Source organism: Klebsiella sp. CTHL.F3a (assembly GCF_019890895.1).
GTDB classification, from domain to species: Bacteria; Pseudomonadota; Gammaproteobacteria; order Enterobacterales; family Enterobacteriaceae; genus Klebsiella; species Klebsiella grimontii.
The window spans coordinates 3,463,056-3,475,532 of the sequence record NZ_CP082360.1; the positions used below are offsets into that span (position 1 = coordinate 3,463,056).

Below are 12,477 nucleotides of genomic sequence, written 5' to 3' on the forward strand. Positions count from 1 at the left end.
CGTCGCCCCCTGCTTGCGACCCTTTAGTAGCAAAACTCCTATAAAAATATGTTCTTGAAATGATGTTCTACAATTAGAAGGGTTTTGGTTTAGCAATGACCATTTTCAGCAATGAAAGCAGGAGCAAGCAATGTCTGATAAACACTCTAACCCACAACCCCATCAATCGCCGGTTCACGATGACCGGGAAGCAAAACCTGGTCTGGATGCCTTGGCTCCCGAAGACCAAAACTGGCGGCCCACGCCGCATCCGACAGCCCCTGGCGAAGAGCCGACCGCGCCGGGCAGTATGAAGGCCCCGGATACGCACAGCGAAAAGCTTGATGCCCTCGAAAAACATCGCAAAGGCGGTGAAGATTATGCGCTCACCACCAACCAGGGCGTTCGCATCGCTGACGATCAAAACTCCCTGCGCGTAGGTAAACGCGGCCCCACGCTGCTGGAAGATTTTATCCTACGTGAAAAAATCACCCACTTCGACCACGAGCGCATTCCGGAAAGGATCGTCCATGCCCGCGGCTCCGCTGCGCACGGCTATTTCCAGGCGTACAGCGATTTAAGCGACATAACCAAAGCCGATTTCCTCTCCAGCCCGGAGAAAAAAACGCCGGTCTTCGTCCGCTTTTCAACCGTACAGGGCGGCGCAGGCTCCGCCGATACGGTGCGCGACATCCGCGGTTTTGCCACCAAGTTTTATACCGACGAAGGGATTTTCGACCTGGTCGGCAACAACACGCCGATCTTTTTTATCCAGGACGCGATCAAGTTCCCTGATTTCGTCCACGCGGTCAAACCCGAGCCCCACTGGGCCGTCCCGCAGGGGCAAAGCGCGCACGACACGTTCTGGGATTATGTCTCGCTACAGCCGGAAACGCTGCATAACGTGATGTGGGCGATGTCCGACCGCGGACTGCCCCGCAGCTACCGCACGATGGAAGGGTTCGGCATCCACACCTTCCGCCTGATTAACGCGCAAGGTAAAGCCACCTTCGTACGTTTTCACTGGAAGCCGGTCGCGGGCAAAGCCTCCCTGGTATGGGACGAGTCGCAAAAGCTGACCGGTCGCGATCCCGATTTCCACCGCCGTGATTTATGGGAAGCGATTGAAGCCGGCGATTATCCTGAGTATGAGCTGGGCTTACAGCTGATCCCGGAAGAGGACGAGTTTGCTTTTGATTTCGATCTACTGGATCCCACCAAGCTGATTCCGGAAGCGCTGGTCCCGGTGCAGCGCGTCGGTAAGATGGTCCTCAATCGCAACCCGGACAACTTCTTTGCCGAAAATGAGCAGGTGGCCTTCCATCCAGGGCATATTGTTCCGGGGATAGACTTCAGCAACGATCCGCTACTGCAGGGCCGACTCTTCTCTTATACCGATACGCAGATTAGCCGCCTCGGCGGACCTAATTTCCATGAAATCCCGATCAATAAACCCACATGCCCGTACCATAATTTCCAGCGCGACGGGATGCACCGGGTGGATATTGATACCAACCCGGCAAACTACGAGCCCAACTCCATTAATGATAACTGGCCGCGGGAGACGCCGCCGGCCGCTAAACGCGGCGGCTTTGAATCCTATGCCGAGCGGGTTGACGGAGAAAAAATTCGCCAGCGCAGCCCCTCGTTTGGCGAGTACTACTCTCAGCCCCTGCTGTTCTGGCGTAGCCAGACGCCTATTGAGCAGCAGCACATTATCGACGGCTTTAGCTTCGAACTGAGCAAGGTCGTCAGGGAGTGGATCCGCGAGCGGGTGGTCGATCAGCTGGCGCATATCGACCTGCAGCTGGCTCAGGCGGTGGGTAAAAATCTGGGGATTGAGCTCACCGACGAGCAGCGCAGCATAACCCCGCCACCGGATGTTAACGGCCTGAAGAAAGATCCGACCTTAAGCCTGTACGCCATTCCCAGCGGCGACGTTAAAGGCCGGGTAGTGGCGGTACTGCTTAACGATCGGCCGGTCGCGAAAGAGCTGCTGGCGCTGCTGAAGACGCTGAAGGCGCACGGGGTACATGCCAAACTGCTCTATTCCCGAATGGGTAAAGTGAAGGCCGATGACGGTAGCGAGCTGCCGGTGGCCGGAACCTTTGCCGGGTCGCCCTCGTTAACCGTCGATGCGGTTATCGTTCCCGGCGGCGATCTGCAAAGCCTGAGCAACAACGGAGATTTCCACTATTACCTGCTGGAAGCTTACAAACACCTGAAGCCAATTCTTCTGGCAGGCGATGCCCGGCAGTGTAAAGCGCCGCTGCAGATCGCCAGCCAGGGTGAAGAAGGCGTTATTGAGACGGATTTCATTGATAGCCAGGCGATGGATGAGCTAATTACCCTGATGGCGGCACATCGGGTGTGGTCAAGAAGCGCCAAAATCGCCGCGATCCCGGCGTAAAAGAGAAGCCCGGCAGAAATGCCGGGCTTTTGACTTGCCTTTATACATCGCGATAGGTTCCGAGCCGGTAACCGCGCCCGGCGATCGCCGATTTCAGCGACTCGCTCGTCAGCACATCCAGCTCGGTCAGACGCGGATAGCAATAGGCGCTGCCCATAATCGTGTTATCCACGAACGCCGGGTGGCACATTACCTCCAGAGACGTCTCACCGCGGTGGATAGAGGCATCCAGGGTTTGCAGAAACAGTGCTTCCGAAACCCCTTCCCCGTAAAACTCACTGGCGAACCCTTCACTGCTGCGCGCCGCATCCTGCGCTAAACCTGACAGCGTCGCCAGCTGTCGGTCGATCCGCAGCGCCACCCCTTTCTCACGCGCAAAGGCCGCGACGATGGGGTAAATCTGCGCAATCATGTGCACATGGTGATGGCTGTCGATATGCGTCGGCTCATGGCCAAACAGCTCGACAAAGCGCCGGTACTGGCACTCCAGTTCGTGCGCGATTTCATCCAGCGGCAGGCTATCCTCTTCCGCCATCTGCCAAATCCACTTACCGAGACGGCCTTGGCGGGTTAATCCCGGCATCGCCGACAGCGGTTCGCCCAGCGTCAGGACAAAGTGCATCCCCACCGCCAGCTCAGGGATGCAGCGGCTAAGCTGGGCAGCATGGCCGATCGCCGCGCCGTTGACCAGCGCCGTCGTGGAGGTGACCAGACCGTTCTTGCAGGCTTCGATAATGCCGTAGTTTTGCCCTTTGCTGAGGCCAAAATCATCGGCATTGACGATTAACACGCGTTCCATGAGCCGCTCCCGTTACTGTTTCAGTTTTTCGATAGTCGCCGCAAAGTTTGGCAGCCACTGCTCGTGCGCAAGGATCATCTCACGCGCCAGCTTCTCGGCGTCACGATCGGAGTGGATCAGCGGGCTCAGGTTAAGCGCCAGCAGCACGTCATCCAGTTTACCGCTGATTGCCGCTTCGCTGGCCGCGACTTCAAAGCCTTTAATGGTGTAAATCAGTCCCAGCACTTTTTCGTCGAAATGCGTGATGCGCGGCGTCGGTTTGGCACCATCGCGACCCAGCGTACAGGTCATCTCGACCGCCCAGTCGGCCGGGATGTTATCCACGTGGCCATGGTGCGGCACGTTCACGTAATGCTCGGCCTGCTTATCATTGTAAATGGCGTTAATCACTTCACAGGCGGCGTCGGAATAATAGGCCCCGCCGCGCTGCTCCAGCTCTTTTGGTTTAACGTTCAGGTCCGGATCTTTGTACAGCTCAAACAGCTGTTTCTCAACCTTCTGCACCACCTGCGCGCGGGCGCCGCCTTTGTAGTACTCGCCCATTTCAATCGCCAGCATCTCTTTTGGCTTAAAGTAGTAGAGCAGATAAGAACAAGGGATCAGGCGCAGCGATCGGAGCAGCCCTTCGCTAAACGGCAAATCAAAGATATTTTTCACCGAGTTTGCGCTCAATCGACCCGACGCTACGCCGTCAAGCAGCTCGTCAAAGCGTGAAACGCCGTTGACCAGTACATCGCGAACAAACACCAGATGGTTCAGACCAAACAGATCGATATTAAGCTCATCGCTCGGAGTCAGCTTCAGCACGTCGGTGATAAACATCTTCATGCCGATAGGAATATTGCACACGCCGATAAAGCGCTTAAAGCCGGTATGACGATAAACCGCTTCGGTCACCATGCCCGCCGGGTTGGTAAAGTTAATCACCCAGGCGTTAGGACAGACTTCCTGCACATCTTTCACAATGTCAAAAATGACCGGAATGGTGCGCAGACCTTTAAACAACCCACCCGCGCCGTTGGTTTCCTGGCCTAAATAGCCGTGGCTCAGCGGAATACGCTCATCCTTTTCGCGCGCCTTAAGCTGGCCGACGCGCAGCTGGGTGGTGACGAAATCTGCGCCTTCCAGCGCCGCGCGGCGATCGAGGGTCTTGTAGACTTTCATCGGGACGCCGGCTTTTTCTACCATGCGCTGGCACAGCGCGTGGATAATATCGAGCTTTTCCTGCCCTTCCGCAACGTCCACCAGCCACAGTTCGCTGATCGGCAGTTCATGATAACGCTTCAGGAATCCTTCCAGTAATTCCGGGGTATAGCTGCTGCCGCCGCCAATAGTCACTACCTTCAATTTCTGGCTCATCTTTTTCTCCCTTGCGGATAGCGCGTATACGGCACCCGCTCTCCGTTTAAATACGGACAGTTAATTTGAATATTTAGACCGCGCGGACTAATCCGCGCCCGGTTAATTAATACTGGTGAGGTGTTTCCGATAGCTGCTGGGGGTAAAGGACGTCAGCTTCTTGAATGTTTTAATAAACAGACTTGGGCTACTATACCCCGACTCATAGGCGATATCGGTCACCGAGTAGTTGGTTATCTCCAACTGTTTTTTGGCGAAGTTGATGCGAATATCGTTAATCATCTGCATCGGCGTTTTGGCGTAATAACGCTGGGTTGCGCGGGTTAAGTATTCCTGAGTTTTCCCGGAAAGCTCGACCATATTTTCCAGCGCCCCCTCACCAAATTTAAGCTTATCGTGCATACCCTCGACGGTATTTTTCAACCACTGCGGAATAACATCTTCGGTAGGCTCTTCACGATAGTGCCGCAAACGATTCAGGGTGTAAAAAGACACCAGCTCGATAAATTCGTCGAATTCAGTTTCGCGAAAATTCAGTGATGCAATAACCGACTCAATATAACTGAGAAAAGTACTTTTAACGGCATAGACCTGTGAGGCGACCAGACCAAACGGCAGCAGCGGCAGATAGTGTTTCTCAAAGAAACTTTTGCTGATGCCAACGTTAAGAATGCGCGTCGCGCCAAATTCATAAAAACTCTGGTGATGCGACCCCATTGGGATGAAAACAAAATCCCCGCGCTCCAGCAGCACCCGCTTACCATTAATAACCTGATAATAGCGCCCGGTTAAAACGATGGTGTACTCGTAGTAATCATGCTGGTGAAGCCCGCTTACGCTCTCCGTTTTGTTATAGATGACCACATGAAAGTTCTTGCCGTTAAAGAGTTGTTGCTCCCGGGCGGTACTGATTTCAGTGGTCATCATCTTTGGCTGCCTCATCGTGTCGATGACCTATTGTACCTTCTCGTGCAGCTCAATCAATTCGGCAACCAGCTCACGAGCCAGCATTGAGGTCATCAGATGATCCTGCGCATGAACCAGCACCAGGCTCACCTTCATTTTGCCTTCTCCCTCATCGCTCTCAATCAGCTGCGTCTGCACAAGGTGCGCTTCGCTCAGCGCCATACGCGACTGTTCCATCATCGCTTTCGCCGCCGCGAAATCTCCCTGCTTAGCCTGCTTCAGCGCGGCATAAGCCAGGCTGCGCGCTTGACCGGAGTTGATAATCAGCCCCATCACCACCTCTTCGAGGTCGTTTACCGCGGTCTCTTCTGCTGCGATGTTATCCAGATCAAACATAATGACTCCCTTATTTCCAGGACGGTACGGGAAAACTCCCGTACCGCTCAATATTAGAATTTCAGTGCGTTAGCGATATCTTCTTCGCTCTCTTCCTGCTCAATGACGCCCTGCGCTTTGTTGGAAATCACCACAAACGGCAGGTAGACCAGGGTGGATACGGCAAGGTTGAACAGGGCCAGCAGCAGGGCCGCGACGCTACCGTTGGTGTTAAAGAAGGCGCCTAAACCGGTCGGCATGGTCCACGGCGCGATATTGGTAATCGGCGGGATGATGCCGAGGGTGTAAGCCGTCATGGTGATGGCCGCCAGCAGAGGCTGAATCAGAATGAACGGGATAAACATCACCGGGTTCATAATGATCGGCAGACCGAACAGGATTGGCTCGTTAATCTGGAAGATGCCTGACGGCAGCGCCAGTTTCGCCACCTGACGATGATCCTCACGACGTGAAGCGATAAAGATGGCGATGATTAAGCCCAGAGTCGCGCCGGTACCGCCAAGGAATATGTAGGAATCCAGCATCGGCTTGGCCCACATATGGAAGCTCTTACCCGCGGCCAGCGCGGCCTCTACAGAACCGTACTGCTGATAGGTTGCGATGTTTTCCAGCGCCCACGGCGTCATGATCCCGCTATCCAGCGCTGACAGCGCCAGTGACCCGTGTACGCCGAAGAACCACAGCAGCGAGGTGAAGATAACGTATGCCCAGCCTACGACGGCGCCCATTGAAGCCAGCGGCGTGGAGATCGTGTCCATGATGATCTGGTGGAAGTTAGTCCCCCAGTGGGTCAACGCCCAGGAGATAATCCCCATAATAGAGAGGATAATAAACGCCGGGATAACCGCCGAGAATGAACGGGAAACGGAGGCCGGTACGCTGGAAGGCAGCGTGATCACCCAATTGCGATGAACGATAAAGGTGAACATCTCGGCAACGACCAGACCGATGACAATACCAGAAATGATATTGGCGCCGCCTAACCAGTTTGCGCCCACGGCATAGGCTTCACCGACGCTATAAGGCGTAACGGTCATAAATGCCGCAACCGCCAGCAATCCGGCCGCCATTGGGTCAACTTTACGCTCTTCAGCTAAAGCCGAACCAATAAAGAAAGGCGCCATCAGCGACATAATGCCGAGCGTACCGTTATAAACGTTACCGCCGATAGCTTTAAAACCGTTCAGTGTTTCGATTGTCGAGGCATCCAGACGAATGCCCATTGAATAAAAGAATGAACCGTCGCCAAAGCTCAAAAATACGTTATTAATTAAAACAAACATCGCCCCTGCTAACGTCAATGGCATTAACTTAATAAAGCCGTTTTTAATTGCATTGACGTGGGGCTGCCTTCCTATTTTGACGGCAAAAGGAAGGAGTACCTTTTCAAGCGAGTCAATCACTTTACTCATAATAAATACCCTTTAAGGCCGCAATATAATCATTGCGGCAATGATAGATGAAATTACTCATTGACGGGAAAATAAACTCTGGGTATTTCGGACAGCAAGCAGCTAAAACACACCCTCACGAAATTTTAACCGCTGCCATCCGAAATATGTCGAGTTTTAAAATAAAAATTATTGTGCAGCCGCTTTCTTAATGGCCGCAACGGCCGCTTTCAGAACACCTAAACCATCGATCTTACCGTACAAAACGGAATCAATGACTTCTACGGGTTTATTGGGCAGTAAACGCTGAATATCCGGCAGCATATAGGAAATTTGTGGGCCTAATAATACGACATCGGCATCAGGACCTTTTTCACCGGCTAAGGTCTCCGGAAATGCTTCAATAATCACCGGCACTTCATACTTCTCGGCCTGGGCGCGCATTTTCGATACCAGCAGTGATGTCGACATCCCGGCAGAACAGAACAGGTAGATATGTTTCTTTTCCATGAACGCTTCCTCAATTTGTGTGACCCGGTCCTCTCCGCATCATCGATGCCTGAGAGGCGGTAAGAGATGTTTCTTTGAATTAGTATTGTTTATGCATTGAGTATACGGCATCGTTCACCGCCAGGATAATTCCTCCTTGAACAGAATTGTCTCTCATTGACCTCGCGTTTTGACTGCCTTCACATTTCCCTCAAATAATTCGCGCAATTAAATAAGCATCAGAGTTCACAAAAAAGCCCGACCAATGGTCGGGCTTACGTAGAAATCAGCGTTATGTCAGGGATACTACTTGCTGTTGCGCGGGTCGGTATCGTACTCGGCACAGGTCTGATAACCGGAATTTATCACGTGGCCAGTATCGTCCAGAGCGACAAAGTAGGTTTCAATTTTACCATCGCGTTGACCCAGGATGTATGTCTGGCAGGTACCGCGCGCGTGGATCATGGTAACTTCTGATGAAGGTTTACCGGCAATCTGCGCAACCTGGGCGCGACTCATACCTTTTTTAACGTCTTTGACCACCGGCTGAGTGAACTGATCTTTGGTACGGTCATAGGCCGTACAGCCTGCCAGCATGGTCAATACTGCTGCTGCGCCCAGAAATCCTGCAAAATGCTTGTTCATGTTCCATCCTCTTTTTTTTGGCGTGTTAATAAGCCTGGAATAAATATCTTTATTTTTCAAGCCGAAGGTGGAAATGAAACGAAATTAAGAGCTTTCCAATAATAAATCCCCTCTTGTTGAGGTTGCCTGCTTTTGCTTCACTCAAAATTGTGATCCTTGTCGTTTTACCGGCAAAGAGGTAGGTTAAACCCCTGCTGATTGGCAAACAGATTCACTTCCCGGAGGGCGCAATGACGCTACAACAAGAGATTATTCAGGCGCTGGGCGCAAAACCCCAGATCGATGTCGAAGCCGAGATACGCCGCAGCGTAGATTTTTTGAAATCCTACCTGCAAAAATACCCCTTTATCAAATCGCTAGTCCTCGGCATCAGCGGCGGCCAGGACTCTACGCTCACCGGTAAACTGTGTCAGTTGGCCATCAACGAACTGCGCGCCGAAACCGGCGACAGCAGCCTGCAGTTTATTGCCGTGCGCCTCCCGTACGGCGTGCAGGCGGATGAACAGGACTGCCAGGACGCTATCGCTTTTATTCAGCCGGACCGCGTATTAACGGTCAATATTAAGGGCGCCGTGCTGGCCAGCGAGCAGGCGCTGCGCGAGGCCGGGATCGAACTTAGCGACTTTGTTCGCGGTAACGAAAAAGCCCGCGAACGCATGAAGGCGCAGTACAGCATTGCCGGAATGACCCATGGCGTGGTGGTAGGCACCGACCATGCGGCGGAAGCGATCACCGGGTTCTTCACCAAATACGGTGATGGCGGTACCGATATTAACCCCATCTTTCGCCTCAACAAACGCCAGGGTAAACAGCTGTTGGCTCATTTAGGCTGTCCGGAGCATCTGTATAAAAAGCTGCCGACCGCCGATCTTGAGGACGACCGCCCCTCCCTGCCGGACGAAGTGGCGCTGGGCGTGACCTACGAAAATATTGATGATTATCTGGAAGGCAAAGCGCTGGATGAGAAAATTGCGAAAACGATTGAAGGCTGGTATTTGAAAACCGAGCATAAACGCAGACCGCCGATTACCGTCTTCGACGACTTCTGGAAAAAGTAATTCGCCTCTCCCCCTCCGCCCCGACCCGGTTCGGGGCGATTTTTTATCCTTTTCGCCTCTTCCTTCGACTGCTATACTGGATAAATAACCAGCACCAGGAGCAAAAGTGGCAAGAAGGCAATCCGCCCCGCGTCTCGAATTTGAAGCGGCGGCAATTTATGAGTATCCCGAACATCTGCGTCCGTGGCTTGAGGCTTTGCCCAGGCAGCCGGGGGTGTATTTGTTCCATGGCGAAAGCGATACCCTACCGCTCTATATAGGGAAAAGCGTGAATATCCGCAGCCGGGTGTTGTCGCATCTGCGCACGCCCGACGAAGCGGCGATGCTGCGCCAGTCCCGGCGTATTACCTGGCAGCGGACGGCTGGTGAACTCGGCGCGCTGTTATTAGAAGCGCAGCTGATTAAAGAACAGCAGCCGCTATTCAATAAACGACTGCGGCAAAACAGGCAGCTGTGCTCGTTACGCCTTGCTGACGACCGTCCTCAGGTGGTTTACGCCAGTGAGCTGGATTTCTCGCAGCAAAGCGATCTCTTTGGCCTGTTTGCAAATCGCCGCGCGGCGCTGCAGGCGTTGCAAAAAATCGCCGATGAGCATCGCCTTTGTTACGGATTAATGGGCCTTGAACCGCTCAACCGCGGGCGCGCCTGCTTCCGCTCCGCTCTGGGCCGCTGCGCGGGGGCCTGCTGCGGGAAAGAGAGCGTTGAAACGCACCATCAGCGGCTGCGTGAGAACATGCAAAAGATGCAGCTGGTGTGTTGGCCGTGGGCCGGAGCGATCGCACTGGAAGAGCGCAGCGAGGATATGACCCAATACCACATTATTCAAAACTGGCTGTGGCTCGGCGCGGTAGAGTCCCTGTCACAGGCATCATCGCTCACGCGCCTGTCGGCCAAATTTGACCATGACGGGTATAAAATATTGTGTAAGCCGCTGCTCAGCGGCCGCTATAAGCTCCATCCTCTGTGAGGTGAATGTCAGCCCCGATGCGCTATCGGGGCAATTACCAGCCACCACCGCCACCGCCGCCCGAGCCGCCTCCGGATGAACCGCCTCCGGAGGAACCGGAGCCACTGTAACCGGAACCTGATGATGAACCACGTCCTGAACCGCTATCCGGCGTCGACATAGAGGCGGTTCGGCAGGCTTCGCTGAAGTGGTGGACGCTTCCCCAGTCGGCGTCGGCAAACGCATGCGACATGGCGCCTGTACTACTCAGGTAGTGGGCAAAGGTATTTGCCCATGTTTTCCCTACGCCAAGCGCCAGAGCAACCGGCAGCAGCGCTTCAAAATGGGAAATCATCTGCTCAGGCGGATAGATAATTTGATAACGATGCTTTTCGGCGGTACCCAGATAGCGCATCAGTCCTTTCGCGATAGCCAGTTCATCAAGCCCGCGCTGCGTATAGCGCGGCGTTTTCCAGGCAACGAAAACGCACAGCGCGAACGCGGCCATAAGCGCGCCAATGTATCCTGACGGAAGCTGGGTGATGGGCAGTATACCAAAGAGAAAAATCCCGCCTCCCAGCGTCGCGAAGGGGCCGAAGATCGCCAAAAAAAAGAGCGGCACCGGCCCCCAGGCACGCCACATCTCCCGCGGGCGGCATATAAAACGCAGCAAACAGGTGAGCATCGCTCCGCCGAACAGCATAAAAACTGCGGCCGGTATCGTCAGCAGCGCGGCCTCCATATTAACCCAAAGGCCGCAGACCACCGGCACCAGCAGCGCGATATAGATACAGCGCCGCAGCGGCTGCCCCCATTTGCGAAATAATTTATCCCGCTGCGCTTCACAACGCTTTTCCTGCTCTTCACGCGCTGTCTGCATCGGTCGCTGATGGGCCTTGCTGAGATCGATATTTTTTTGTTTACCTTTAAAAAGCGTACTTAACAGCTGCCTGTCATCATAGTTTAATTGCCGGTTTCCCTCGACGGGCAAACGGGTCAGCCGCTGTTTTACGCCGGCGTTCGCAAGCCACGGGTTAGGGGTGTGTTGACTGTCCCCGCTGACCGCCATTCCGCGTTTAGCCACCAGCGCTAATAAATCGCTACTAAAAGCCACATCATCATATTTACGCCGGGTGATAAAACGCAGGTAGCCCGGAGACATGCCGGGGGGCGGCGAATAAAGCGCAACGACCGGCGGCATTTTTAGCCCGGCTTTGGTGACGTGTTTTCGCCACCACATCAGGTAATAAGCGGCCATCAGCAGCAGAGGTAGCCAGACTACGCCGGTTTTTAGGGTGGGGATAAGTAGATGCACCAGCGGCAAAGCCGCCTCCGGCGCCGGAGCGTCAGCAAGGATCGACCGAGGCCAGGTATAGACCACAGTCAGCCCCTCCCCCCGCGCCAGAGGCCGCAGGGTGCGGACACTACCGTCAGGAAGTATCTGCGCATTGTGTTCTTTCGCCCCTGCGACGCCGGTATAAACATCAAGCGATCGCAGTCTGGCGTCCTTAGCGTTAGCGTTGAGGTTTCCAGCGGCGTCCGGGAGGTCAAGATGAAAGCTGGCCTCGCTGATAGGCCACGCCCAGTCGTTGCCCGTCACGTTCCAGTAAAGCTCATCCCACTCGGGGAAGCGGCTGAAATGGTTGCTGATTTGATAGCGAATTTCGTAGTTATAGATCCCGGGTTTCAGGACCCGTTCACCGCTGCCAATGCGTACCGTCAGGTTTTTTTCTGCTTCATCAAGGCTAAACGGTTCAGGCACGCCATCGCGCGACACCGACTCGATCGCATAATACACGCGAAAGATCTTGCCGTCCTGACGGTTCCAGGTGAGGGGCAGCGTACGGAAAATCCCCCGCCGAATCTGCCTGCCCAGAGAAAGTACTTTGATATTTTCTCGCATCTCCATGCTACCGTCCGGGTTAAAGCGCGCCCGGGCATCGAAAGAGAGGATATGTTCATACGCTGGAATAGCGTCAGCAGGAAGCTGGGAGGCATCCTTGATGATGATCATATCGTCGGCGGCAAAAGCCGCGCTGATGTTCAGAAGCAGCAGCAGGACGAGGGGGCGCAACCCCCGAAAAAGTAAATTCGCCATT

Annotated in this window: 11 protein-coding genes; 3 read left to right on the forward strand and 8 right to left on the reverse strand. The window is 54.2% G+C overall.

Going from position 1 to position 12,477, the window contains the following annotated elements; translation table 11 throughout:
• Nucleotides 1–130 precede the first annotated feature (130 nt).
• Entirely contained in the window at nucleotides 131–2,389 is a 2,259-nt protein-coding gene (gene katE / locus K7H21_RS16300) for a catalase HPII (RefSeq protein WP_142468652.1), read from the forward strand.
• Nucleotides 2,390–2,429: 40 nt separating this feature from the next.
• Here katE and chbG read toward each other — a convergent pair whose 3' ends face one another.
• The 7 genes from chbG to osmE form a co-directional block, all read right to left on the reverse strand.
• The gene (gene chbG, locus K7H21_RS16305; protein ID WP_004121329.1) at nucleotides 2,430–3,188 is read right to left on the reverse strand and encodes a chitin disaccharide deacetylase; all 759 of its coding nucleotides are present in this window, start codon (nucleotides 3,186–3,188) and stop codon (nucleotides 2,430–2,432) included.
• Nucleotides 3,189–3,200: 12 nt separating this feature from the next.
• Entirely contained in the window at nucleotides 3,201–4,547 is a 1,347-nt protein-coding gene (locus K7H21_RS16310) for a 6-phospho-beta-glucosidase (protein WP_004121333.1), read from the reverse strand.
• A gap of 102 nt (nucleotides 4,548–4,649) precedes the next feature.
• The gene (gene chbR / locus K7H21_RS16315) at nucleotides 4,650–5,474 is read right to left on the reverse strand and encodes a transcriptional regulator ChbR (RefSeq protein ID WP_004121335.1); all 825 of its coding nucleotides are present in this window, start codon (nucleotides 5,472–5,474) and stop codon (nucleotides 4,650–4,652) included.
• Between the two features lie 27 nt (nucleotides 5,475–5,501).
• Nucleotides 5,502–5,849, reverse strand: coding sequence for a PTS N,N'-diacetylchitobiose transporter subunit IIA (gene chbA, locus K7H21_RS16320; RefSeq protein ID WP_004121338.1), 348 nt, complete (start codon nucleotides 5,847–5,849; stop codon nucleotides 5,502–5,504).
• Nucleotides 5,850–5,902: 53 nt separating this feature from the next.
• On the reverse strand, nucleotides 5,903–7,261 hold the full coding sequence (gene chbC, locus K7H21_RS16325; protein WP_004121341.1) for a PTS N,N'-diacetylchitobiose transporter subunit IIC: 1,359 nt from the start codon (nucleotides 7,259–7,261) through the stop codon (nucleotides 5,903–5,905).
• 168 nt (nucleotides 7,262–7,429) lie between these two features.
• Nucleotides 7,430–7,750 carry a PTS N,N'-diacetylchitobiose transporter subunit IIB gene (chbB, locus tag K7H21_RS16330; protein WP_004101340.1) on the reverse strand — a complete coding sequence of 107 codons (321 nt, stop codon included), beginning with the start codon at nucleotides 7,748–7,750 and terminating at the stop codon, nucleotides 7,430–7,432.
• 285 nt (nucleotides 7,751–8,035) lie between these two features.
• Entirely contained in the window at nucleotides 8,036–8,374 is a 339-nt protein-coding gene (gene osmE / locus K7H21_RS16335) for an osmotically-inducible lipoprotein OsmE (RefSeq protein WP_004121344.1), read from the reverse strand.
• 230 nt (nucleotides 8,375–8,604) lie between these two features.
• Between osmE and nadE the strand changes: the two genes are divergently transcribed.
• Nucleotides 8,605–9,432: an ammonia-dependent NAD(+) synthetase gene (gene nadE / locus K7H21_RS16340; RefSeq protein WP_004121346.1), complete on the forward strand. Its 828-nt coding sequence runs from the start codon at nucleotides 8,605–8,607 to the stop codon at nucleotides 9,430–9,432.
• 106 nt (nucleotides 9,433–9,538) lie between these two features.
• Complete coding sequence (cho, locus tag K7H21_RS16345; protein ID WP_004121349.1) at nucleotides 9,539–10,399, forward strand: excinuclease Cho; 861 nt, start codon at nucleotides 9,539–9,541, stop codon at nucleotides 10,397–10,399.
• Between the two features lie 34 nt (nucleotides 10,400–10,433).
• Here the strand turns inward: cho and K7H21_RS16350 are convergent, their stop codons facing one another.
• On the reverse strand, nucleotides 10,434–12,476 hold the full coding sequence (locus K7H21_RS16350; protein ID WP_142445375.1) for a DUF2207 domain-containing protein: 2,043 nt from the start codon (nucleotides 12,474–12,476) through the stop codon (nucleotides 10,434–10,436).
• Nucleotide 12,477 lies beyond the last annotated feature (1 nt).